Raw genomic sequence first — 24,707 nt, forward strand, 5'->3', positions numbered from 1 at the left:
GGAGGCCACTAGCGGTGCAGGAAGTGTATAGATATGTGTCGCAATGGTGCTGGCTTGATGGTTGATAGTTGTTATTAATCAGTATTTTAATATACTTAAAGATGAGACTTTGAGTGTCTAACTGAGCCACTTAAAGTCGTTGTATTGTCTCTTGATGAAGCATTTTGGTAGGATAATGGCATTGCCTGCGTGGGCTTGGCATGACCCCTGCTCGCCACTGTTGGCGGCTTGGACTCTATCGACTGTGACACTGCTCGACGAACTTATTAGCCAGTTGGAGCCGGATTATCCGGGTGCTGCCAGCTTGTTTGCCTCGTTGCAGGTGCCTCGTGGTTGTTACCGGCTTGGTGCTGTCGCGGATACGTGCGATGAGGCCCTCAACTCAGTTTGTGATTTTGTCGATGCCCCGCGATTGATTGAGGCCCGAGATTTATGCAGGGCGCTACTTCGGCTACTGAAAGTCAATCCGGCCTACAGCAACGATACTTACCCGGATTTGGCGCGACTTCCAGTAGGTATTACGATCGATCCAGGATACCGGGGGCTACCGTTGCGCCGGACGTCCGAGCTGTGGACGACCATCACGCTGCGGGAGGCGCTGGTCGTGCGGTTGCTCTTGGCTCCCAGTCCTGACGCGATCCAGGTGCTTTCCGAGGCGCTATTGTATGGTGTCAGCTTTGCCAGCGTCCTGCCCTGCAGACAACGATCACCGCTGGTACGGATGCAACTTCTTGTCCGTGGGTTGGAAATTGGGCAGGCAGACCGATCAGTGCTAGCCGCTCTACGGGACACAGTGCGAGTTCTTGCTGAGTTACCGCCAGTGAGGGCAGAGGACGCACACCCGGATAATCTGGCTGCGCTGCTCAAGCTGGAGGACGATCTTAAAATTCCACCGCGGCCGATACCATCGCGCATCCAACTTAATCGATTTGCTCGGGACATTGGTGTCATCTCCGTAGGTCAGCGTAGGACGTATCACACGCCACTCGTCGATCGGATGCCGAGTCAAGCGGTGCTAGAGGGGGTGCTCCAGGCGGCAAAACGTTGGGGGGACGATGAGCGTCTTGCCTTGCAAGCTTGCTTGATTCTGGGGCGGATTGGCCGACATGTGCTCAAGTCTGACAACACAGATTCGTCTTGCCGGCTGGTGCGGGTTGGTGAAGAGATTTGGGTCGAGCGCACCTTACCGCCGCAACGTGCTTTGGTTCGGCAGACTGACGATGTAGGTCATTTGGCTGTCGGGCGTACCTTGCATTTGCCGCTCCCAAGGAGGCTGGGGCATGGGCTGATCGATCTGTGCCAGTCAGGCCGTGGCGCTACGGCGTTGTCTGAGTTGTCACGCTTGCTCAAGTGGCTCGGACAAACCACTGGGCAGAGTGCAACGCTTGGGCAATTGACTGCTTGCCTGGAGGTTGAGCTCGAAAATGCTGTGCCTGACATTGCTTTGGTCACGCTACTTGGCATGCAGGCTGACCCGGGGCGGGATGCCGCAATACATTATTTCTCACCGGCTACCGATATACTGCAGCAGCGATTCAAGGGGACCGTTGAGGGGCTGGCGGAACGACTGTTTTGGGAGGTGCTTGCAGAGGGCATCTCGGTGCCTCCAGCTAACGAGTTTCCTTACTTCGGTTACTCATTTCGCCCTGATCCGGCCGCGGTGAGAAAACTGGTTCGCCATCTATGGGCTTGTAGCACGTTGCCAAGAGGACGTCCAAGCGATCAGCAGCGCATGCAAGCTTACAACTGCCGCGTTGCGTACATCACCCTCATGTACCTTGCGGCAACCGGTGCTCGGCCAACTGGTTATGTACTTCCACAGCGTTCCGAGTACTCCGCGTCTGACCGTGTGGCGATCGTCTCCGATAAGGACGCGGTAGGCTATCGGTCAACACGACTGGTACCGCTGGTTGCGCGTGTCTGTGATGCTGTCGAGGACTTCGCTGCTTGGTGCGACGATAAACGTTTGACCTGTTGCGCACCCGGAAATGATGCGCCGATTTTTATGCTCCGTGACGCCGATGGCATGTTGCACGCACCAACCTTCGAAGCCATGAATCGCTTGGTGCCAGGTTTCGCAGAGCGTTGGCTGTGGTCTCATGATGTGTTCCGGCATCATTTTCGTTCCAAACTTTGGGATTTGGGCTGTCCAACATCTTGGTTGCGGCGCGTGATGGCGCATCATCCCAAGCACGCAAGTGCTGATGTGCCTTATGCCAAAGGGCTTCTTTGGGATGGGTTACATGATTGGTCCCCGCTGCTTGAAGTCCTCTTGGATGAACTCGGTTTCGACGATGCATGAGTGTGACTGGGTATGGCCTTGGCGGTTAGAGAAACCGGCGGCGGCCAAGCCCGACCCAGGGGCCGCGCTCGACAGGTGGCTTGACCAGCGACTGTTGTATCGGCATCGGCACGATCTCTATGGTGTGCTCGCGACTATTGATGAGAGGCTTGCACGTAATGCAGCCGTCCCAGGCTTGGACGAGGAGGTTGTTTCAGAAGCCATTCTAAGATTCCTGCAGTCAGCGGATTCTGATCTAAAAAATAAATCTCGCGTTCGGATGCCCGTGCATAAAGCACGAATTTTCCTGGAGTACTTTTCGCGGCGCTTTAGGTTGTACTGCAGGGAGCATCAACTTCGCGAGATCCGTATCCCCCTCATCCGAGAATTCTCCCTCGACGATGGGGTGCTCAATGGCGATTTGTTCATTGACTTGGCGAATTACCGCCAGTGGACGAAGGCTCTCGGCGGTGCGATAACTCGTCTTGTCTTGGACGATACGCGAGACTCCATCACGTCTGTCGAATGCCTGGCGTTAATTGCATCATCTGCCGCGCTCTATGGGGCTTTACCGTTTGAGGCGCAGTGGCAGGGGGTAGTGGCGTCCCTGGCCCATCCGCTCAAATCAGACGGCAGGATCATCTGGTTTGATTTGGACGAGCCCACTCCATGTCGATGGATTGCGGATCCGATGACTGAGGGGTTACTGAGACAGCTGCTGACAAGGCAGCTCTTGCCAATAAAGGGGAACATGCCAAGCTCCGATGTGCTGCGCAAAGCAATGAAAGAGCTCCTCGATTTATCAGCAGCGCCCGCTACGATTGGACGTGTTATTGCTCGCTCTGTTATAGCAATGCATAGCCGCTATTTTCCGCCCGATGTTGCGGCGATTCGGCAGGGAGTCATCGCTAATACGCCTGTTCCGCACGAACCTTGGATGCGCTGGCTGATGGGAACACGACACGCTGCTCCACGTGAACGGATCGTGCTCCGGGCACCCCAACTCCATTCGCGATCTCAGGTAACCACGCTGATGGAGTTGGGACTCTTTAAGGTCATCGAAGGGGTGAGGGATGCGGTTGCATTTAATGCAAAAGTGCTGCGCCAAGAAGGGCATGCACAAGAACTACCTCGAAATGGACTGAGTTTCCACACAAAAGCTCTGCGTGCCCTCAGTGTGCAAGAGCAAGCGCTTATCGCTGTATTCAAAGGGGCTGGGCAATTAGGTATAGAGCGCCAGAGCTTTGCCTTTGGATTGATCTGCTATGCCAAGGATCTGATTGAGCTTGGCGGAGCGAAGCGTGCGCAATTGGCTGCCAGCACGATAGCGAACTATGTGGCTCACATTTTTAATCATCTGGAGGGGCTGCGTTTCAAGAATCTAGTGGGACTGGATACTGCGGAGCGGGCGGAGGAATATAGCAACGCCATCCGCTTGAACGGATTTAAACGCGGCTACGTCGATCTGCGTACCGCTTTTGAGGGGTTTGAGCGCAGCATCTTGCGCCATATGGACTTGGAAGACGAGGTCGACTGGGGGCTTATCCCTGGGCGCAGTCTGGAAAAGCATTTACCGAAAGCGGATGCAAACTTGATCGATCAAGTGCTTTACCGCTGTCTTTTTGAGGGCGTAGCGGAACAGGCTCAGAGCGGCGCGCTTGCCCAAATGGCTGGCGTGTTGCTGATCGTTATGTACCACTTTGGTTTGCGCACGGGCGAGGCTGTTGAATTGACTGCCAGTGCGATCGAGTGTAATGCGGACTTGTGCGTAAGTGTCAGAGTCACTCGGTCCCAATTAACCAGTCGAAAGTCTGGCAACGCATTGCGCACAGTTGGTCCAGTCAAGTTGCCTTTTGATGAGTACGAGTATTTGCAGTGCTTTGTAAAGGAGCGTCTCGCACGTGCAAGCGGTCGGAAGCGTGAGAGAGGCGGGGCATATCTTTTTGATCCGTCCAACGCTGGCCGCTTGGAGGCTGCCAATCAGGCGATGCAATTTGTCGTCGAGATGTTGCGCGAAGTGTCTGGGGATCCGAACTTACGAGCTCGCCATTTTAGACACACATTTGTCTCGAATCTTTTTGTTGGTGGTCGAAATAATATTAATGGGGAAGAGGGCTCTCTCGGGAGGGATGAATGGCAGCGCACGTGGATGTCAGGACATGCTTCGCCAGATACGGGCATAATATCTTATACGCATCTTGCTGAAGTCGCCCATTATTACTACACCTGCCGGTTGCTGGACGCAGAGGCCTCTTTGGGGTTGTTGTCTCGTCTTGCAGGGAATGCCGAGCGCAGCCTTGAACGCCAGCTGCTCAGAGTGGCGAATAGCCCCTCAAACCATATCGCAGAAAAATATTTGGTGGCCCTTCGTGAAAATTTCCCATGCGCAAAATTCTTGGTATTGCCGAGAGGGCGTGCAGCCTACACTTTTTTAGTCTCTGCCCCAATTGTGTCGCAGTCATTGAGTCGCATGGATTGGCGAGCCGCGTGGAAAATATATGCGATGGCTCGAGTGGGGAAACAGATTGAGGACGATGATTGTGCCAAAATTCTGTGGAGGAGGGTACGGGCATTGGAGCAAAAAGGACTGGTGGCGCCGAGGTCCCGTCGCCCTGAGCTTGATGATGAGTGTAAATGCGTGATTGATCGGATTTGGACGGGTTTCGAAAAGGATGACGTATTTGTCAAATTCCTGCCTCAGTTTGTGGAAGGTCTAAGTAATGCCCGCTCGCAGGCACGATTGCCCGCGGGAGTTGCGACACAAATCGAGGATAAATTGCGTGCTGCAGGGCTCCGTAGCTTGACCTCGTCCACAAGCTCTGCAGGATATCGGAACCTTTTTTCAAGAAGTGTTGATGGAAAGAAATACAAAACTACTTGGATGGAGTTGGTCTTATTCCTTTTCTGCGTCTATGGAGATGTAGAAAAGGAATAAGAAAATAGGATAAGTTATTTTTCCTTCGCGAGATCAAAGAGATTGGGTTGGAGTCTTACGACTGAGACAACTGCGCGAGATATCTGACCAGCTATTCGCTTTGTTTTAATCAACATCCCTGGCTCAAGTGTCAGTCTGCAGTAACTATGCTGTAGGACGACAGAGCATTTGCCGTTGCTTGTTCGGAGCCTGTAGACCTCTCCTGTACGCGCCTTTGCTCGACTTGTAATCGATAGGCACGCAACCTCCTCAGGCGGTGCCGGTGTTGATTGCGCTCCAATTAGAACGTTAATTGCATATCCCGTTGTGGCCTCGATCTTGAGCCAAGTTGGGGGTCCGTCTATATTTTGAATGCTAATCATTTGTGCGCGAATGTGTCGCGAGCATGATTTTTTTAAGGTCATTTTAGCCTGGGTTGGCTTGTTGATAATAAGGCTTGGGGTGCCGATGTGCGTGCATTCTGCATATATCTCATCCAGCGTCCATTCCATCATTTTTTGCATAAGGAGCGCGATCGATGAGGCATCTGGGAATGATTCGTCGTGCGATAAGTATATTATTGCCTCTCCCTTGTTGCTCTCACTAAACCTTATGTCTGTGGTACCCCGAAATTCAGAATAGTTGCAAATCAGGAGAGCACGAACAATTGTGATTATGTGACTTGTGGCTGCGCTGGAGTTATGTCCTACAAGTTTGATTAAAGGGGTGCTTGGCATATTGCGCCTCACGTAGGTAAACGTGTTGGCGCTTTATCCGCTGCAGATTTTTAGATTGAGAGGAGCCTGGCCAACAACAAGGCTGTTGGCCGGTGGATAGTGCAGCTACCACCGGTGAGGGGCGCTCGATCGAGCACGTCTCATCGTTACAGCGTTTGTGTGGTGATGGTTTATTCGTCGCTCAGACGAATAAGAAATGAAAAAGCTCTTGATTCACTATCCGATCTTATTTCGCTGGCGCGATTATTCGGAGCGGATCAGCAGTCGCTGGCAGCGTTTACTCTGCGAAGGCGAATGCGCAATTTGTAGGCTTTTGAACTGAGTGATGACGGGGCAGCATTTTCTGTCCCGATTTTTGGGCAGCAAGCGAATAGTCTGTGCCTTTGGCAGACACAGTATGCTTGCTATTGTGAAGATGCTTTTGAATGCGTTGACGGCGGTATGCGTCAGACGATGTGTACATCATTTGTGTTGCTTTCAGTAAGCATAAGCTAACTGAGAGTCTCGTTATCTTGCGCGAGTAACTGGCACCCCGTCAAGTGAGTTTGATGCGTCTTGACTACAAGTTGTTCGGCGAGGGAGCGAGCAGCCCGATGTTCTTCAGATGCGTCCGTAACACACTCCTTGAGATTCCGAGGATGCGTGCTGCTTGTGCCTGATTATGGCCCGTCTTTTCGAAGGCGATGCGAACAGTGGCTTCTATGACCGAATCCAGCAGTTGCGGTATGTGTGCGCTCATCTGGTCGCGCAGGAAGTGTTCAAGTGCGGAAAGGCGAATCACATTGTCCGCAGACCTCAAGGAGGGCACGTCAAAGGGCGTATCTCGGTCCAGTTCCGGCAGATCGATGTCCTTGGCGCGGATGAACTCTCCGGTGAAGGTCAGCAGGGTGGAGTGGATGGTATTTTCCAGCTCGCGGATATTGCCGGGCCAGCTATAGCGGCTCAGCTTGCTCAACGCATCCTGGGTGAGGCGAATGGGCGGTAGACCAAGGCTGCGCACGTATTTGCACATGAAGTGCCGTGCGAGTGGAACGATGTCTCCGGGACGTTCCCGTAGCGGCGAGAGGGGAATTCGCACGACCTTTAAACGAAAGTACAAATCTTCACGGAAGCGGCCGGCCTTGACGGCCTGCTCCAGATCCCTGTTGGTGGCTGCAATGATGCGCACGTCCACCGGGATAGTCCTGCGTCCACCGACCCGGATGACTTCGCCCTCCTGTAGCGCTCTAAGTAGCTTGACCTGCAAGGACAAGGGAAGGTCGCCGACCTCGTCTAGGAAGAGGGTGCCGCCATTGGCCGTTTCGAACCAGCCCGTTTTGGTGTGGGTGGCTCCGCTGAACGCCCCCTTTTCGTGGCCGAACAGCTCACTTTCGAACAGATTCTCGGGAAACGCGCCGCAGTTGATGGCGGCAAAGGGCTTGTTGGCACGATTGCTAAGGCCGTGGATTTGCCTAGCCACCAGTTCCTTACCCGTTCCCGTATCACCGATGACCAGCACGGATGCGTCGCTCGGTGCGATGCGGCGGATCAACTCCAGCAGGGCGAGGGAGCGAGGATCGGCATAAACGATGGCGCTAGCTTTGTCCTGGGCTGTTGTGCTGCTGGGCTCTGGCTGGCCGGCGTGCAGGGAGGGCGACGACGGGTCATGGGTTGCACTGCTGTGCATTCCAATGAAAACGCCTTTTCGGCAATCCAACTGAAAGACGGGCTGGGTACTGATTGAGGTGGTCATACGGAGTGAGCCGCGGGGAGTCGCCAAATAGGACTGTCTCCATATTAAGGCTTATGCCTACACCCATTATTTCAAATAGTTCATTAGGTTATGAGTGATTCCTGTAGTGGTCAGATTTCTACAGCTATCTGTCGAAATCTATTGCTTCCATTCGTCGAAAATTACGCACCATAGCCGGGTTTTTGGTGCTAAGTATTTGTTTATTAAAAAAAGACGTTCTTGGCACGGGGTCTGCAATAACAGAGCTCCATGAGGCCTGTCAGGTCCAGGTGATTCCGCCTTCCCATCGATGGTGGCCGGACTCCCCCACGATACAACCCCACTCAAGAGCGCAGTAATGAAAAAACGACATTCAAAGGACTTTTCCAGGTTGGCTATCGTTGCCGCCGTGGCTGGCGTATGCAGCCCTGTTCAATTCGCTTGGGCTGCCGATCCGCCCGAGGCCGATCAGGTCAATCTGGAGCCCGTCGTCGTGCTGGGTACTGCTCGGCGGGATCTGAAGGCTCTCGAGAGCTCTGCGCCGGTGGACGTGATTGGCCGCGAGAAGCTGCTGAGCACGGGGGCCGTTCGCCTCGATCAGGCTCTGCAGGCCTTGTCTCCCTCCTTTAATTTTCCTCAGGGGGGCTATGTCAATAATGGAGTGAAGGCCGCCACGCTGCGTGGCCTGTCTCCTGACCAGGTGCTGATTCTGGTGGACGGCAAGCGTCGTCATGCCAGCGCAGGCGTCAACACCTCCGGTTTCGGGCGTGGCGCTCAGCCTGCCGACCTGAGCACGATTCCCATCAGCGCCATCGATCACATTGAGATCCTGCGGGACGGAGCATCGGCGCAGTACGGTTCCGATGCGCTCGCTGGCGTCATCAACGTGGTGCTCCGCAAGGCTGCCAGTGGTGCAGGTATTGCCGCCCAGACCGGTGTGTATGGTGCCAACTCGGGGGAACTCAACAATGCGGTGAATGGTTGGTTTGGCACTTCGCTCGGCGACGATGGGTTTCTGACTGTCAGCTTCGACACCTACCGGGAGCGCCACCCGGAAAGCGGTGTGGCTGACCCCCGCCAGTGGTACTTCAATGGTGATCCCCGTGAAGCCACGGCCCGTAAGGACAGGGTCAAATGGGCCTACCTGCCGGATCGGGACAGCTACAACCTGTTGGTCAATGGCGAAACGGGGATTGGCGGCAGCGCAAGGGCCTACGCGGTGCTGAGCTATTCCAACAGTGACAACGATGCGCCGGAGAACTTCATCCCGCCCAACGACCGGGGAAATGTACGTGCGCTCTATCCGGACGGTTTCCAACCCCATGGCCTTTTTACCAAGGACGATTTCTCGCTCAGTACCGGCATCAAGTTCGGAGACGACCAACTCGGTCATTTCGATCTGAGCACCTATTACGGTACCAATACACAGAAGCTGCGTACCAGCCCATCGGTGAACGCTACCTTGGGGCTGGCGAGCCCCCGTGCGTTTGATATCTCAACCCGCGTCAATGAATTGAGGGCCTACTCTCTCGACTACACCCGCGAGTTGCCCGTCGCGGGTCTGGCGAAGCCTCTTAATTTGGCTGCGGGGGTTTCCCACCGCCGCGAGCGCTTCTACACAAAGGCGGGGGAATACGGTTCGTGGGCCAATGGTGGTGTACTGATCCTTGATGGCCCCAACGCCGGTCAGGTGCCGTCCATCGGGTCACGGGGCAATACCGGCCTGTATCCTCAGGACGTGGTGGACTACCAGCGTAGCGTGACTGGAGCCTATCTGAACATGGAGGCTCAGGTCACTGAGAAGCTGCAACTGGGGGCTGTCGGGCGCATCGACGAATACTCCGACTCGGGGACTACGGTAAACGGCAAGGGGTCGGTCCGCTACGACTTTACTCCCAAGGTGGCGGTGCGCAGTTCCTACAGCACCGGCTACCGGGCGCCGAGTCTGGGCCAGTCGGGGTATGCGGTTACCGGTATCCAGGCGGGCACCGGCCTCAACTTCGTCGAAACCCGCGGTTTGCCGGTGGATAACCCAGCGGCTCGTGCACTCGGTGCCACCGATCTGCGTCCAGAGAAGTCCCGTGACTTGTCTGTCGGTGTTGTCCTGCGCCCCATTGAGAATGCCTCGATCACTGTGGATGCCTATCAGATCGACATCCGTGACCGCATCACCCTGTCCGACAACCTAGGGGGGCCGACGGTCACGAGCCTGCTGACGGCCGCCGGCTATCCCCAGGTTACTGTGGCGAACTTTTTCGCCAATGGCCTGGATACCCGCACAACCGGTGTGGACGTGACCGGCCGCTATCGTTTTGAGCTACGCAATGGCGCCAAGGTGGACCTTAATGCGGCCTTCAGCGAGGCCCATACCTCGGTAACCCGCGTCAAGGCCAATCCGGCCCCGCTGGCGGCCAGCGGCTTGACCCTCTTCGGTCGTCAGGCGATTGGTTATATCGAAGATGCCGCTCCGCGCAACAAGTGGGTGTTCGGCCAGACCTACCGTCAGGGCAAGTGGCGCGTGACTGCCACCGAAACTCGCTACGGGACTTACGTAGATCGGGATGCAAGCAATCCGGTCTACGACCAGACCTATGCCGCCCAGTGGATCGCCGATCTGGAGGTGGGTTACGCGCCTGCGCCCGGCTGGCAGTTGGCCGCTGGTGCCCTGAACCTCTTCAACTCTTACCCGGACAAGCAGATCGCCCAGCGTCGGACCCTAGGGCAGACCGAGTACTCGCCGCTGTCGCCGGCCGGCTATGACGGGGCGTTCTACTACGTCCGCGTCGCTTATCAGTTCCAGTAAGGGGGCTCCATCGTGACTGCATCCCGCACGACAGGCAGCCGTCTGCGTCTCTGGTACACCCGCTGCCCGGTGCCCACTGGCTTGGGCATCGCTATCCACTTAGGCCTTCTCGATCAGGCGTTCTTGGGTGATCCGGAGGCCGAGTTGGTGCTCTTGCAGAGCGCGGCTGATCCAGGCGTCCTACAGGCGCATTTCACCCATGCGGAGCCCAACGTGTTCCGCCAAGGGGGTAACTATCCGGCTATCTGGGCCCGTTCCAACGGTGCCGATACTCGCGTCATTGGCCTGTCCTACGTGCGCGGGCCGCAAACCGTCCTGGCCCTGCCGGAGAGCGGTATCCGCAGTGCTGCCGATCTGAAGGGCAAGCGCCTGCTATTGCAGCGGCGGCCCCACGAGCCTATCGACTTCGTGTATGCCACGGCCCTGCGAACTTACGAGCAGGCCCTGGCGTCAGTGGGCTTGAGCCTGGACGATGTCACCCTGGTAGTGCAAGAGCAGTCGCGTGGTTTCATCGCTGACAGTCGCAGTCCCCTTGCCAGCCAGGCGGGGTGCGCCGGTACTGTCGCGCCCGCGGGGCGCTATACGGATCTGCTGTTTCCGCTGATTCGTGGGGAGGTTGATGCCATTGCGTCGGGCACCATCGGATCGCCGACGATCCAGATGGAGTTTCTGTTTGGTCTTCGGCGGGTGTTTGATCTCTTCGATTTGCAGGACGAACTGCTGCGGGCCAATAACAGTACGCCGCTGGTGCTTGCGGTGAATGGCGATCTGGTCGAGCAGCGTCCTGATCTGGTGGAGCGCCTGCTGGTTGCCGTGTTGGAGGCTGAGGGCTGGGCTGCGGCGAATCCGCTTGAGGCCTTGCGTTTGGTGGCGCGGGAACAGACTACCGCTGAGCGATTTGCCGGCGAGGCTTTTGCCACTGACTTGCAGCGGACTCTTGCATTGGACTTCGATCCCCTCAAGGTCGCGGCTCTTCATGCCCAGCACGATTACCTGGACCAACTGGGGTTTCTGCCGCGGCGCTTCGATGTGGATGCCTGGCTGGCCCCCGAGCCCTTGGCCCAGGCTCGTCGCACCCTCAGCGAGCGGATGTCTGCCACCAGGAGTCAGTTATGAGCGGCGCGTCCGGTATCGCGCCCGACACCACATCCCTGACCCGGCATCAATGGTCCACCCTGGGCATCTTCGGTTTGCTGGCTTTCGCCTGCGCGGTGGACCGTTTCATCCTCGGTGCGGTGCTCACACCCTTAAAGGCAGATCTAGCTCTGACCGATCAGCATGTGGCGCGGGCCGGCATGGCCTTTACGTTGGCCTACTTGCTGATTGTGCCGATCCTGGGTTTCCTTGGCGACCATGTGAAGCGCAAACCCCTGATTCTGGGTGGCCTGGTGCTATGGAGCATTGCCTCCATCGGCGGAGGCTTTGCTACCGGCATCATTTCCTTGCTGGTTTGGCGGGCTGCCGTTGGCGGCGGTGAGGGGGCTTATCAGAGCGTGGCGCCGAGTTGGTTGGCGGACGTCTTTGCGCCTAACCAGCGGGGGCGGATCTTTGCGGTTTACTCGGGTGTCAGCATCCTCGGCTACACGGTCAGCTATGTGGTCGGTGGCTGGCTTGCAGCCCAATACGGTTGGCGTGTGGCCTTCTACATTTCGGGCTTGCCAGGTCTGCTGCTGGCGGTTGCGGTGCTGCTGCTCAAGGAGCCATCCCGTGGCCAATCTGAGGGACGGGCTGAACCACCGCCCCGGCCGACCCTGCGCGAGGCCGCTGCTCTGTTGCGCGAACCCCTGTTTCTGATCTTTGTGCTTGGCAGCACCATCCAGCTGTATGCCCTTGGTGGCGTCAGTTTCTGGGGGCCGGCATTGCTGCACCGGGTCTACGGGCTTAGCAACCAGGAGGGCACGGCTTTCTTCGGGCTCGCTTTTGGCTTGGCGGGGGTGGCCGGCACACTGACCGGGGGCTTTGTCGCCGGTGCCTTGCGTCGTCGTTTTGCGGGGGCCTACGCCGCTTGGTCGGCGTTGGTGGCTGCCGTCTGCGTGGCCACGGTGATCCCAGCCCTGTTGGCGGGGGATGCCAGAACGGCCAAAATCTGGTTCTTCGTGGAGATTTTCTTTTCCACCGCCGGGCTGGGTGTGTCGACGCCGTTGTTGCTCGAACTGGTGCCTCTGCAATTGCGAGCCACCGCCCAGTCGCTGGTGATCTCGATCTCTATGGTAGGCAGCACGCTGCTCCAGACCGAGGTCATGGGCTATCTGTCCGACCGTTACGGCTTGGCCACGGCGATGTTCCTAGTGCCGGCCTTCTTTACCTTTTCCGTGGGTCTATGGCTGGTGCTGGCTGTGCGCCAGCGCCGGCTGGCCGAGTTTGCTCCGGTCACTGTTGGTGCTCCGGTGTCCCGTTGAACTCTTTCATTTCCTTTCACATCCTGGAGAAAACTATGACATCCCCCGAGACCCGCTCCGCCTTCAAGGCGCTTGTCGAAGCGGAACTGATTGAGGCCACCCGTATCTTCAGGGAGTCCGGCAGCTATCCTGTATTGATCGGCAATGGTGGTTGGCGGCTGCCTGGCGAGCCGGACCACTTCGCTATTGGTAGTCTCAACGGTCCCTTGGTCGAGAAGGTTCAGGAGGTGGTGATTCTCGATCTCGACGGTAAGGTCGTTGAGGGACGGATCAACCCTGGCCTGTTCGAGGTTGTGCCCATCTACAGCGCTGCCTTCAAGGCCCGCGCCGATGTGCAGGCCATTGTGCACACTCATACTCCCTATTTAGCGGCCTTCTCCGTGGCTGGTCGTGCCCTGCCCAACCACCACCTCTCTCTGCCGCGCTTCGGTGTGCGTACTGAGGTGCCACTGGCTGGTTGGAGCACCCGCTATGACGGCACCACGATTGCCGGCGCCCTGGCAGAAGCGTCAGATGCCCCGGCTGTGCTGCATGCCAATCACGGTGTTTTTGTGTTCGGCAAGTCCATCTCGGAGGCCGCCCGGGTGAATGTTTTCCTCGAAGAGGGTGCCCGCATCCTGTTTCTCGCTGAGCAGTTGGGGGGGAGCAAGCCTTTGCCAGAAGGGGCCTACGAATCCATCCAGGCTGGTATCCGTAACGCCATCGAAGCACTTGCCTGAGTTTCTGCTGTTCATCTGATTTCATTTTTTGCCCGGTCGCTTGCCGGGCCTTTCATTGAAGGATTCCCCCGTGAAGGTTCTTTGGTACATCAGTCCGGTAGACGGGCGCTATCCCTGGCTTGATGTGGGTCGCTATCCAGTGGACCACCATCGCCTGCGCCGCCTGGCAGATCTGCTTGATCGTTCCGGCTACTTTGGCGCTCTCGTCGGCACCTATGCCCACGATGTGTTCACGACCGTTACCTCGCTCTTCCCCTTCACGGAGAAGTTGCGCTTCCTCATTCCAGTCTACCCGGGTGTTACACCGCCGGCTCTGCTCGCTCAGCAGGCCCTCACGTTCGACGACTACTCGGGTGGACGCTTGCTGTTCAACCTGGTGAATGGCACCGATAGCACCTTGGCACAGTACGGTGTTCATGCCCCCCATGATGAGCGCTATGAATTGAGCGCTGAATACTGGCAGCTCTTCAAGAAGCTTTATGCTGGCGAGACTGTCCGGCACAAGGGCAAGTATTTCAATCTCGCGAGCCTGGGTGACAGGGAATTTCAGCCCACCCAGCTGCCCTTAGGGCCGGTGCAAGCACCCAATCTGCCCCTATGGGGGGCTGGTGCATCGCCGGCGGGCCTGAAGCACGCGGCGCAGGTAGTGGATACCTATCTCGCTTTCCTCCAGCGCCCGGAGAAGCTGCGCGAGCAGTTCACCGCAGCGAAGGCTGCCGCTGCCGCGGAGGGACGTCGCTTTACTCTTGGTGTGCTGACCAGCGTTATCGTGCGAAACACAGAGGAGGAGGCTCTGGCCCACTTCCAGTGGCTATTGCGCCAGAGCGATCCGGTGCAGTTGGCAAGGCAGATCCACGTGAGCCTGGAAAGCCGGGTTGGCGTGCCTGGTGGGCTTGAGCGTCTGTCCAGCGACAACCCACAGGTCCAGGCCCGCATCGAGGCTTTGCGCAGCGGCCACCTGCCGACGCTGGATGAGCTGAAGGTCCATACCAACACTTACGCAGGTCTGGCACCGTGGAACCAGTTTGACCTCCTCGACAAGGGGCCGGGTACCTATATCGTGGGCAATCCGCGCCAGGTGGCTGAACGGCTGTTCGAACTGCGCGACGATTTCGGGGTTGATGCCTTCATTCTGTCGGGCTGGCCCTTGATCGAAGAGGCCCAGTGGATAAAGGACTTGTTGCTCCCGTTGTTGCCGCTTGAACATCCGGCACCCGTTCTCGCCCGTCCCCGCGTATAGGCGCCGGGTACTTCAGTGATCAGTAGAAGGAACAGACATGGGTATCTGTCTCGACGACGCGGCTCTTGACCAACTCTTCCGCAATGCCCGGACCTTTAGCGGGTTCCATCCAGACCCCGTCCCGGATGAAACCATTCGGCAGTTATATGAACTCGTCAAATGGGGGCCGACTGCTTTCAACGCGCAGCCCGCACGTTACGTTTTTGTGCGTTCGGATGAGGCGAAGACGAAGCTTGCCGCTACTCTTTATGGCAGCAACCGTGAGAAGACCCTGTCGGCACCCTTGAATGTGATCGTTGCTTACGACTCGCATTTCTTTGAGCATCTACCTCGATTAAGTGCCTCGCCCAACGCCAAGGCTTTATTTGAGAAAGCTCCACACATCGTGGAGCCGACGGCGCTGCGCAACGGCTCACTGCAGGGGGCTTATCTCATCCTGGCTGCACGGGCGTTGGGACTTGGTGTAGGCGTGATCAGTGGTTTCGATGCGGATGCGCTTGACCGTGCATTTTTCCCCGATGGCCGTTACAAGGTCAATTTCATCGCCAATCTGGGACATGGGGATCCGGCATCGGTTCGGGAGCGGGCTGAGCGTTTGGCGTTCGACGAAGTTGTGCAGGTGCTCTGATTGGTGCTGCTCCGAGCTCTACCCGACGGGGCCGATCCAACGTGGCACTGAGCGTCCTTGGCGTCTGGCTCGGTGATGCCGCTGCTAATAGCAGTGGCATCACCGAGCAGTACGGTGTGCTGGCACCTTTTGCGACGGAAATTCGGACAACACGGGCTGCGTAAAGGTCATGAGCGCCGAGTTTCGCGTCACAGATCGGTGTCCCGGTCCGCCGTTAAGGACGGCGAGCATATCCATCCAGCGTTCGGATTCCGGCATCCGCCGTAATAGACGTGGTGGATAACCCCGAGCACAAATCCCCAGACGATCAGCCCGTCCCCCGTATTACGCGAACACGCCAAGCTGCGACTGTACAAGCAGGTTGGAGACAAGCCTCTGTCCTGTCGTCGTATCCATGTAGTCTGACGGCTTTGCTCCATCCAACGCGGGGACCGGCTGCTCAAGCCATTCGCCGACCCATCGGGCGGCATCAAAGTCAGTTGCGTCGCCGGTGTCGTTCACCATGAACGCGACCTGACCAATCAGCTGCATCAGCCCGATTACGCGCTCGGATTGCTCCGTCGAAAGCATGGCTCTTTGACGGGGCTTCTGTCTGGTTGAGGCTTCAGGCAGATTGAGCATGCGCAGTAGGCTTTCTCGCGAGACCTGCATCGTCGCCACGAGCTCTTGGATGCGGGAGGCTGGCACTCTGGCATGGATGAGGCTGACGCGTTCAGCCGGCGAGGCTCGATAGAGGGTTTTCGCAAACGTGGTGATGTCGGGCTCCAAAGCCATCTCCGCTTCTGATAACTGAGTTTCTCAGAGTATGCACGAGTAAGATATCCGGTACTGCGGGATCCTCCCAATCATAGATGCCATGTGACGTACGCCAGACAAGGGATCGTTCTTCTAAGCCCCAGAGTGCAGCCAGTATCGAGGGGACATCGACCTATGCCGCAGCCTCGGACGAAACGTCGGCCCTAAAATATCTTCCCAGGGGGCGGCCTTGAATGTATGACAGTCCGTACCACTCTCGGCAAGCCGCGCAGCACTGCAGTCTGAAGAGGTGTGAGCGCCTGCAGGTTGTGCAGAATCTCGGCCGAAGCCACGGTCTGTGAAGGCAACTTCGCTCTGCTACACGCCCCACGTGACTGGAACTTGGTCCTTCAACGAGCGTTCCAGTAATTCAAGCAGAGGTACGGCATGCTGGTGGAAGCTGACGGCATCGCCGTCCTTGTCACTACCTTCGTCGGCTGTCGATAGCGGCATCTTGCTGCCTTTTGCTGCGCAGACAGTTACGTCTTCATCAATGGCCTGACGCAGTTGCCTGATTGCGGCGGGCAGCTGTTCCACGGTCACGATGCCCTGCCCGTCGTTACTGTCCTTGCCGAGTACGTCGAGCATCTGCCGGGCGTCCTTCTCGAAGGTGATGAGGTCGCTGCAGGCGGCGGATTTGAAGATGATCAGCATGGCGTGGCTCCTCCATTCGGCAACGGCTCATTGTGACCGCAGCCCATGGATACCATCCGTTCGTTAGCGCACATGGAGCCCCCGGCGCGCTTGCTCGAAATCACATTCATTCCAACTTTGTACGTTTGCGTACCGACACGCTGATGCTGCGGTAGGACGATTTGCCGAGGTGTCGTCATGGGTGTCGCTCCGCCGTTCGCCCATGCGTTCCATCGTTCCATCCCTATGAGGAGACATGATGACTACTGAAACCACCGCAGCTCCGGGTACCGACTCCAGCATCCGTGATGTGCTCGACAAGGCTCAAGCCTGCTACGACGGCACCCGGGACCGACTTTCAAACCACGCTCACCGTGCTGCCGATGCCACCCAGAATTACGTCAAGGAGAATCCCTGGCAGGTATTGGGCGGCGCGGCCGTCGCCGGCTTCCTGATCGGTTTTCTGCTCAGTCGCCGCTGATCTGCGGCTTCGGTCGGCAATCCTGCCGTCCGTTTTATGAACATGAGGAGTCGAAAATGAACTGGGATATCGTTGAGGGCAATTGGAAGCAGTTCAAGGGTAAGGTCAAGGCGCAGTGGGGCAAGCTCACCGACGACCATTTGGATGTGATCTCCGGCAAGCGCGACGAGCTGGTGGGCAAGGTCCAGGAGACCTACGGCGTCACCAAGGATGAGGCCGAGGCGCAGATCAAGCGCTTTGAGGAGCTCAACAAGGATGCCACGCCGAAAAGCCCGTCCTGATCCTGCTGTTGCCGTCGCCATGACCACGCAGCCAGCCGTCGCTTCGGGGGGCGATTTAGGGGGCATCGTCGAGGCCATCCCGTTGGGTGTTCTGGTCACCGATGCCGAAGGGTTGTGTGTCCATGCCAATCCCGCCTGTCGACGGATCTTCGGGGAGGCGCAGTTGCTGGGCCGCGATTGGCGCAGCTTCATCTGTCCGGAGGATCAGACGCGCGTTCTGGCTGAATGGCGGGCGGCTGCCGAAGAGCACCAGCCTTTCCGGGTGGAGGCTCGCCTGCTGTGTGCCGACGGCAGCCTGGCGTGGATACGTCTGAACGCGGCCAGGCATGGCGTGGGGCCGCCGTTTGGACATGTGCTGACGGTGGAGGACATCGCGGATCGCAAGTCTGCCGACAGCGTGCTGAGGGTGGCGGAGGAAGCGTTGTTTGCCGAGAAGGAGCGGGCCCAGGTGACTCTCAATTCCATCGGTGACGCGGTGCTCACGACCGACATCCCGGGCAACGTCACCTACATGAACCTGGTGGCGGAGAGGATGACCGGGTGGTCGCGGGAGGAGGCCATCGGGAGACCGCTGGCCGAAGTGTTCCACATCGTCGACGGCAGCAGCGGAGAAATAGCGGCCAACCCGGCCCACCTGGCCATGCACGAGGATCGCACGGTCGGGCTGGCGGCGGACTGCATGCTGGTGCGGCGGGATGGTGCGGAGGCGTCCATCGAGGATTCGGCGGCACCCATCCACAACCGGGACGGCCAGGTGGTGGGCGCCGTACTCGTCTTTCACGACGTCAGCGAATCTCGCGCCATGGCGATCAAGATGTTCCATCTGGCTCACCACGATTTTCTGACCGGCCTGCCCAACCGGGCCCTGCTGACGGAGCGCCTGGCCCAGGCCATCGGGCTGGCCCGGCGCCGGCACAAGCAGGTGGGGCTGCTGTTTCTGGACCTGGATTACTTCAAGCACATCAACGATTCCCTTGGGCACGCGGTCGGTGATCAGCTGCTGAAATCGGTGGCGGAGCGCCTGATGACCTGCGTGCGCATCACCGATACGGTTTGTCGGCAAGGGGGCGACGAGTTCGTCATCCTGCTGTCGGAGATCGAGCACCTCCAGGACGCCACCCGGGTTGCCGACAAGCTGCTCCAGGTTTTTTCCCAGCCGCAGCTGATCGACGGGCATGAACTCCACGTGACCTTGAGCATCGGCATCAGTGTCTTTCCCGATGATGGCGACAATCCGGAAAGCGTGATGCAGAACGCCGACACGGCCATGTACCACGCCAAGGCCAGCGGCCGGAACAACTGGCAGCTGTTCCGCGGAGACATGAACACCCGCGCCGTGCAGCGTCAGTTCATCGAAAGCAGCCTACGCCGTGCATTGCGGCAGGATGAGTTCGTGCTCCATTACCAGCCGCAGATCGACCTGATGTCGGGGGTGCTGACCGGTGCCGAAGCCTTGATCCGCTGGCAGGACCCGAAGCAGGGCCTCGTCCAGCCGGCACAGTTCGTGCCCATCGCGGAGGAGTCGGGCTTGATCGTGCCGATCGGGCGCTGGGTCATGCGGGAGGCGTGCCGGCAACTGAGGGTCTGGCAGGACGCCGGTTTGAGGACCGTTCCGATTTCGGTGAACATCTCGGCGATGGAGTTCCGTCACAAGGGTTTTCTGGAGGGCGTGGCCCTGATCCTTGCAGACACCGGCCTGGCGCCACAGCTGCTCGAACTGGAGCTGACGGAGAGCATTCTGATGCATGACGCCGAAGCGTCGGCAGTGGTCCTCATTGCTCTCAAGGCCATGGGCATGCACCTGGCCATCGACGATTTCGGGACCGGCTATTCAAGCCTCAGTTACCTGAAGCGTTTCCCCATCGACACCCTCAAGATCGACCAGTCCTTCATCCGAGATGTCGCCACCAACGCGGACGACGCCACCATTGTCAGCGCGATGATCGGCATGGGGCGTAACCTCAAGCAGCGGGTCGTCGCCGAAGGGGTGGAAACCCTTGAACAGCTGGCCTTTCTGCGCGCCCAGCATTGCCACGAAGGGCAGGGTTTCCAGTTCAGCCATCCCCTGGGTGCCGTGGATTTCGGGGCTTTGTTGGCGAATGGAAAGCACCCGTTGAGTCCGCCGGTTGCTTAAGATCTGGGCCCCGCTGCCCGGCGTCGGCGGGCAAAGCGGGAGGCCACGGCTCGATCAACGGGAAGAAATATTGCCGCTTTCATCCGACAGGATGATCTCGACGCGCCGGTTCATCTGGCGACCGCTGGCGCTGTCATTGCCTGCCACCGGGTAGCCCTTGCCATAGCCCCGGGTGCTGAGGCGCTCACTGCCGATCCCCATGCTCACCAGCGCGTTCATGACGGAATCCGCGCGCCGCTCCGACAGCGCCTGATTATGGCTGTCGTTGCCGGAGCTGTCGGTGAACCCTTCTATCATCGCCTTGCGTTGTGGATTGTCTTTGAGAAAGGCGACGAGTTTTTCCATATTGCGCATGCCGCCGGCCTTGAGCTCGGCACGGTCGGTGTCAAACAGCACATCACCGATGGTGATCACGATGCCGCGGGGCGTTTGCTTGGCGTTGAGGGCCTGGAGCTGGCTTTCGAGCTGAAGGTTCCGGGCCTGGGCGTCGCGGGTATCCATGCGGGCATCGTCGGCGCTGCGGTGCGCCATGTCGGCCTCGGTGGTGCGGGCGCTCAGGCGTACCTTGTCGCGGGCGCCCTCGGCGTTGTTCACCGTCCGCTCGGCAGCCTTCTGGCTGCCGGCCTCTCGGGCGATGGCAATCCGCTGCTTGGCCAGGTAGGCCAGGTGATCCACCTCGGCAGAGTTTTCGCCCCGTGCGGCGGCCTCGTTGGCCAGATTCAAGGCGTCGCTGGCTTGCTTCAGCTCGCCGCTGGCGAGCTCGCTCACCTCGGGGGTGCCCTGGGCCATCTGGTAGTCGCCACGGACTTGTTCCAACAGGGCGTTTCTCGGTGGCGGCGATGAGCAGCTGGCCAGGGTGCCCAGCGCGATGAGGGTCATTACGAAGATCCGGTGTTCGGTCATGGTCGTTCCTTTTGTCCGGGTAATCACTGGTTCTTGCGGTCGAGTTCTTCGCGCAGCACGCGAACCCCTTCCTGCAATTCCTCGGCGGCTTTACGGGCCTTACCGGAGCGGGACTTGGCTTCGGCCAGCTGGGCGTCCACCTGGGCCTCCTGGGCCAGGTTGCGTGCCCTATCGAAGTCTTCCCGCGTCATTGCCGCGTGGGCCTGGTTGAGTTTTTCCCGCGCCATCTGCATCTCGGCGGGGGCCAGCGCAGCAGCGCCAGCGTTGTCGGCCCGGCTGACCGCCGCCGTCGAAACGGCCAGTTGCTCGGTTGGTGCCGGGGTGCTCGCGCAGCCGGCCAGCAGCATCGATGCGCCGAGGATCAGGACCGGCAGAGCTGTTCGCCCCGTGCCGGGGTAGCACTTTGGCCTGCAAAGCGTCTTCATGGTCTGTTCCCTTCATGGAGTTAATCGGGTGATCGGCCTGATCGCAGAGGGTGAGGCTCGTTTCCGCGGGGGATCACTGACGCAGCATGGGTGGGAAGCAATCGCGGGTCGGTACGCTGGCGTACACGGTGCAGCGACGACGCGCCTATGTTCGGCGCCAGACAGAGCCTCTCCGAGGCCAGGCTTAGGCTTGCGCCATCGGGTGAATGCATCCAGCAAGTCAAACCATCCATACCCGACACCTTCAGGAGCGAACGATGAAAATCAAGCTATCGGGGTTCTGGTTTCGCTTGTGCCGGGTAGGGCTCCGGCGGCCCGTACCGGCCGGGCTGGTCGGTTTGCTGTCCTTGATCTGCGGCGCCCGGGTGCAGGCTGGCGAAGGGAGTCCGCCGCTTATCCGCAGCGCCGTGGTCAGCGCCCCGTCGGAGAGCGTCGGATGGATGAGTGGCGGGGTGGGAGAGGCGGATCGCGACGAGATGCGCAAGTCGGCTGCGGCCTACAATGTGTGGGTGGTGTTCAGCGACCGCAGTGGTCACTATCTGGCGAATATTCCCTTCACCGTGGAGGGGACGGGTGGGCGGCGCAGCTATACCGCCGTCAGCGAAGGGCCGCTGCTTTATCTCAAGCTACCACCAGGAGACTACCGGGTGTCCGCCCGTATCGACGGTGTATGGCAGCGCCAGCGTCTCCAGGTCGATGCGACCGGGCAGCCCGTGCGGATGTCGTTTGTGGCGACAGGCCGGTGATCGAAGTACATGGCGCAGGGGCTTGGTCGGGCGTGGGGAGGTGCCTTGCTAAAGCGGACGATTCTCCTTGACCGGGCGCTCCTGGCAAGCTTCCGGGCGATTGCGGCCCCCTACTGGTTCAGTGAAGAGAAAATGCGCGCCTGGGCGCTGCTGGCGCTGCTGGCCCTGCTGGTGCTGCTCCTGCTGGGTCAGGCTCTGTTCGCGGTAATGCTCAACGGGCAGACCGGCGAGTTCACCTCCGCACTGGCGGCGAAGGATGGGGCGCGGTTCTGGGCATCCATCGAGCGGTGTTTCGGGGTGCTGTTGTTGGGCGTCCCGGTTTATGCCTTCTACTATTACGTGCGGGACACCCTGGGTCTTCGTTGGCGGCGCTGGCTGACCCGGGCCTACCTCGCTTCCTACCTGGGAAACGGTGTCTATTTCCGGCTCGATGCCAGCTCGGGGATCGACAATCCCGATCAGCGGATTGCCGAAGACATCAACACCTTCACCCAGAAGTCACTCCAGTTCCTGCTGGTGCTGGCTGGCGCCGTATTGCAGCTCGCGGCCTTCGCCGGCGTGCTGTGGTCCATCTCCCGGGGCCTGGTTCTCTTCCTGGTGATCTACGCTTTCATCGGGACGTTCATCACCGTCGTGCTGTTCGGCCAGGTGCTGATCGGGCTCAACTTCTACCAGCTCAAACGGGAGGCGGATTTCCGCTTCAGCCTCGTGCGCATCCGTGAGAACGCGGAAGCCATTGCCTTCTACGCCGGCGAGAAACTGGAGGCCCAGCAGGTCGAGCGGAATTTCGGCGAGGTGTTCAGCAATTTCAGCAGGCTCATCCGGGTGCAGCTCAACCTGAACATCTTCCAGTACGCCTACAGCTTCATGACCATCATCCTGCCCAGCGCGATCATTGCCGACCGGGTCATTTCCGGCGAGCTGGAGGTCGGGCGCGCGATCCAGGCTGCGGGCGCCTTCGCGGCGATCCTGGCTGCTCTCACCGTGATCGTCGACAACTTCGAGAGCTTCAGCAAATTTGCGGCGGGAATCGAGCGCCTGGACAGCTTTGCCGGCGTGATGGATGGACGGGCCGAGGTGCCCATGGAGAAGGGGATTGCCATCGTCGAGGATTCCCGGGTGGTGATCGACCGCCTGACCCTATGGACACCGAACAGGGAAAGGCAGCTGATCGTCGATCTTTCCCTGTCAGTCGAGCCAGGCGGGAGCCTGATGATCGTCGGCAGCAGCGGTTGCGGAAAGAGCAGCTTGCTCCGCGCCATTGCGGGGTTGTGGCGTGCCGGCGCGGGGCGCATAGCCCGTCCGGCTGCCGGGGACATGCTGTTCCTGCCCCAGCGTCCCTATATGTTGCTGGGCAGCCTGCGCAACCAGTTGCTATACCCGCGGCAGGATCGGCCCGTGTCGGACGAGGAATTGCTGGATGTACTGGCACAGGCCAACCTGCCGGATCTCGCTGCGCGTGTCGGCGGCCTGGACGGGGAGCTGGATTGGACGAAGGTGCTGTCGATGGGTGAGCAGCAGCGGGTCGCCTTCGCCCGTGTACTGCTTCTCGCTCCCCGTTACGTCATCCTCGACGAGGCAACCAGTGCGCTGGATGCAACCAACGAGGAGCATCTCTACAGGTTGCTCGCCGCCAGTGGAATTGCCTTTGTCAGCGTCGCCCACCGCGCCTCGATCCGGCCATACCATCGCCAGATATTGGAGTTCGGCGAAGCAGGACGCTGGGTGTTGCAGGGGGCGCGCTACAGTAAGTCAGTTCATCCCCTGGCCTGAACCAGGCCGTGAGTCCAGCGGACGTGCATTAGCCGCTGCGGCGTCCGCTGATCACCTGGAGCAGGACGACAACGATGGCGATCACCAGCAGGATGTGGATGAAGCCCCCCATGGTGGTCGAGGTGACCAGGCCGAGCAGCCACAGGACGAGCAGTATGATGGCGATGGTATAGAGCATGGCGTCCTCCATTGTTGAGCTTGTGGTGTATCTGTCGGGCGGCCCGTCCGTCCACCAATGGGGGAACAGGACCAGACTGGCTATCCACCCTGGATTGCTCCTCCCGTGTCAGGTGGATGCCCGGACGGGGATCTCGGTGCTTACTGTCCGTAACGCGTCTTGGCCGCGCTGATACAGCTTGCCTTGGCATCACCCGCGAGGGCGTCGCACTTTTCCTTCGCCACGGCGTAGGCGGCATCGCGTTTTTCTGTCGCCGCATCCTGGCGGGCGCCGCTGGTTTTTTCATAAGCGGTCGAGTTGGCATCGGAGGTTTTCTCGGCCACCTTGGCGTCGGCCTTTGCGGTCACATAGGCAGCCTTCGCCTCCTTGCGGCACACGTCCTTGGCATTACCGGCTGCGTCGTCGCACTTTTCCTTCGCCACGGCGTAGGCGGCCTCGGCCTTGGCCAGGCGGACCTCATAGCTGTGCTTGGCGGACGGTTCGTACTTTGCTTCGAGTTCGGCCTTGGCGATGTTCTCCCGGCCTTTGGCTTCTTCGATACAGATGTCTTGGGCGTTGCCACTCATGGACTTGCAGGCGGCCTTGTCGGACTTGTACTTGTTTGATGCTTCCTCTTTGGCGGCCTGGTATTCGGCCTTGGTCAGAGGTGCGGCGATGGCGGCGGCGCTGAAGGCGAGGCAGAGGCTGGTTGCGACGGTAGCGAGTTTGAGGTTTTTCATTGTCGATCCTTTATGGCTACGCATTGATGTGATGCATCCGGAGACCGTTCGGTGCTTGTGCCCGATACGGTTCTGCGGCGCAGTTGAAGAATGGGGCCTGGTCTTGGTGGGGTCGGTGCGTTGGAACACACAGGCAATGACTCCCGCATCCGCACGCCATCCTTATGTGCGAGAGCGCACCGACCCACGCGGGGTGTAGCGATAGGC

At 59.1% G+C, this 24,707-nt stretch carries 20 protein-coding genes; 13 read left to right on the forward strand and 7 right to left on the reverse strand.

Annotated elements, in window-relative coordinates; genetic code table 11:
- Positions 1-244 precede the first annotated feature (244 nt).
- Complete coding sequence (locus tag AC1PQG_RS25910; RefSeq protein WP_481120597.1) at positions 245-2,302, forward strand: hypothetical protein; 2,058 nt, start codon at positions 245-247, stop codon at positions 2,300-2,302.
- On the forward strand, positions 2,277-5,216 hold the full coding sequence (locus AC1PQG_RS25915; RefSeq protein ID WP_481120598.1) for a hypothetical protein: 2,940 nt from the start codon (positions 2,277-2,279) through the stop codon (positions 5,214-5,216). Before AC1PQG_RS25910 ends, AC1PQG_RS25915 begins: the two co-directional genes overlap by 26 nt.
- A 1,275-nt stretch (positions 5,217-6,491) precedes the next feature.
- On the opposite strand, the gene AC1PQG_RS25920 is transcribed toward AC1PQG_RS25915, so the two are convergent.
- A complete protein-coding gene (locus AC1PQG_RS25920; protein WP_481120599.1) occupies positions 6,492-7,664 on the reverse strand; it encodes a sigma-54 interaction domain-containing protein in 1,173 nt (390 codons plus the stop codon).
- A gap of 337 nt (positions 7,665-8,001) precedes the next feature.
- On the opposite strand from AC1PQG_RS25920, the gene AC1PQG_RS25925 reads away from it, so the two are divergent.
- The 6 genes from AC1PQG_RS25925 (at position 8,002) to AC1PQG_RS25950 (ending at position 15,432) form a co-directional block, all read left to right on the forward strand.
- Complete coding sequence (locus tag AC1PQG_RS25925) at positions 8,002-10,446, forward strand: TonB-dependent receptor plug domain-containing protein (protein WP_481120600.1); 2,445 nt, start codon at positions 8,002-8,004, stop codon at positions 10,444-10,446.
- 81 nt (positions 10,447-10,527) lie between these two features.
- Positions 10,528-11,562, forward strand: a complete 1,035-nt coding sequence (locus tag AC1PQG_RS25930) for an ABC transporter substrate-binding protein (protein ID WP_481120601.1) — start codon at positions 10,528-10,530, stop codon at positions 11,560-11,562.
- Entirely contained in the window at positions 11,559-12,845 is a 1,287-nt protein-coding gene (locus tag AC1PQG_RS25935) for an MFS transporter (protein WP_481120602.1), read from the forward strand. Before AC1PQG_RS25930 ends, AC1PQG_RS25935 begins: the two co-directional genes overlap by 4 nt.
- A gap of 35 nt (positions 12,846-12,880) precedes the next feature.
- Positions 12,881-13,564 carry a class II aldolase/adducin family protein gene (locus tag AC1PQG_RS25940; protein ID WP_481120603.1) on the forward strand — a complete coding sequence of 228 codons (684 nt, stop codon included), beginning with the start codon at positions 12,881-12,883 and terminating at the stop codon, positions 13,562-13,564.
- A 70-nt stretch (positions 13,565-13,634) separates the two neighbouring features.
- Entirely contained in the window at positions 13,635-14,804 is a 1,170-nt protein-coding gene (locus AC1PQG_RS25945) for an LLM class flavin-dependent oxidoreductase (protein ID WP_481120604.1), read from the forward strand.
- A gap of 37 nt (positions 14,805-14,841) precedes the next feature.
- Positions 14,842-15,432: a malonic semialdehyde reductase gene (locus tag AC1PQG_RS25950; RefSeq protein WP_481120605.1), complete on the forward strand. Its 591-nt coding sequence runs from the start codon at positions 14,842-14,844 to the stop codon at positions 15,430-15,432.
- Positions 15,433-15,756: 324 nt separating this feature from the next.
- On the opposite strand, the gene AC1PQG_RS25955 is transcribed toward AC1PQG_RS25950, so the two are convergent.
- Both AC1PQG_RS25955 and AC1PQG_RS25960 read right to left on the reverse strand, forming a co-directional pair.
- Positions 15,757-16,200, reverse strand: coding sequence for an antitoxin Xre/MbcA/ParS toxin-binding domain-containing protein (locus tag AC1PQG_RS25955; RefSeq protein WP_481120606.1), 444 nt, complete (start codon positions 16,198-16,200; stop codon positions 15,757-15,759).
- Positions 16,201-16,545: 345 nt separating this feature from the next.
- Complete coding sequence (locus AC1PQG_RS25960) at positions 16,546-16,881, reverse strand: DUF1840 domain-containing protein (RefSeq protein WP_481120607.1); 336 nt, start codon at positions 16,879-16,881, stop codon at positions 16,546-16,548.
- Positions 16,882-17,119: 238 nt separating this feature from the next.
- On the opposite strand from AC1PQG_RS25960, the gene AC1PQG_RS25965 reads away from it, so the two are divergent.
- From AC1PQG_RS25965 to AC1PQG_RS25975, 3 genes are read left to right on the forward strand one after another with little or no spacing between them, the layout of a single operon-like run.
- The gene (locus AC1PQG_RS25965) at positions 17,120-17,341 is read left to right on the forward strand and encodes an ElaB/YgaM/YqjD family protein (RefSeq protein WP_481120608.1); all 222 of its coding nucleotides are present in this window, start codon (positions 17,120-17,122) and stop codon (positions 17,339-17,341) included.
- A 56-nt stretch (positions 17,342-17,397) separates the two neighbouring features.
- On the forward strand, positions 17,398-17,622 hold the full coding sequence (locus AC1PQG_RS25970) for a CsbD family protein (protein WP_481116756.1): 225 nt from the start codon (positions 17,398-17,400) through the stop codon (positions 17,620-17,622).
- Positions 17,623-17,641: 19 nt separating this feature from the next.
- Positions 17,642-19,756 (forward strand): putative bifunctional diguanylate cyclase/phosphodiesterase, encoded by a 2,115-nt coding sequence (locus AC1PQG_RS25975; RefSeq protein ID WP_481120609.1) that lies wholly within the window; start codon positions 17,642-17,644, stop codon positions 19,754-19,756.
- Between the two features lie 54 nt (positions 19,757-19,810).
- Here AC1PQG_RS25975 and AC1PQG_RS25980 read toward each other — a convergent pair whose 3' ends face one another.
- On the reverse strand, positions 19,811-20,659 hold the full coding sequence (locus AC1PQG_RS25980) for an OmpA family protein (RefSeq protein WP_481116758.1): 849 nt from the start codon (positions 20,657-20,659) through the stop codon (positions 19,811-19,813).
- A gap of 23 nt (positions 20,660-20,682) precedes the next feature.
- Positions 20,683-21,084 carry a DUF4398 domain-containing protein gene (locus AC1PQG_RS25985; RefSeq protein ID WP_481116759.1) on the reverse strand — a complete coding sequence of 134 codons (402 nt, stop codon included), beginning with the start codon at positions 21,082-21,084 and terminating at the stop codon, positions 20,683-20,685.
- A gap of 257 nt (positions 21,085-21,341) precedes the next feature.
- Between AC1PQG_RS25985 and AC1PQG_RS25990 the strand changes: the two genes are divergently transcribed.
- Both AC1PQG_RS25990 and AC1PQG_RS25995 read left to right on the forward strand, forming a co-directional pair.
- Positions 21,342-21,830, forward strand: a complete 489-nt coding sequence (locus AC1PQG_RS25990; RefSeq protein WP_481116760.1) for a hypothetical protein — start codon at positions 21,342-21,344, stop codon at positions 21,828-21,830.
- 132 nt (positions 21,831-21,962) lie between these two features.
- The gene (locus AC1PQG_RS25995) at positions 21,963-23,603 is read left to right on the forward strand and encodes an ABC transporter ATP-binding protein/permease (protein ID WP_481120610.1); all 1,641 of its coding nucleotides are present in this window, start codon (positions 21,963-21,965) and stop codon (positions 23,601-23,603) included.
- Between the two features lie 28 nt (positions 23,604-23,631).
- Here the strand turns inward: AC1PQG_RS25995 and AC1PQG_RS26000 are convergent, their stop codons facing one another.
- A complete protein-coding gene (locus AC1PQG_RS26000) occupies positions 23,632-23,781 on the reverse strand; it encodes a lmo0937 family membrane protein (protein ID WP_481116762.1) in 150 nt (49 codons plus the stop codon).
- A 140-nt stretch (positions 23,782-23,921) separates the two neighbouring features.
- Positions 23,922-24,629, reverse strand: coding sequence for a hypothetical protein (locus tag AC1PQG_RS26005; protein ID WP_481116763.1), 708 nt, complete (start codon positions 24,627-24,629; stop codon positions 23,922-23,924).
- Positions 24,630-24,707 lie beyond the last annotated feature (78 nt).

The organism is Zoogloea sp. GDB6 (assembly GCF_056724105.1).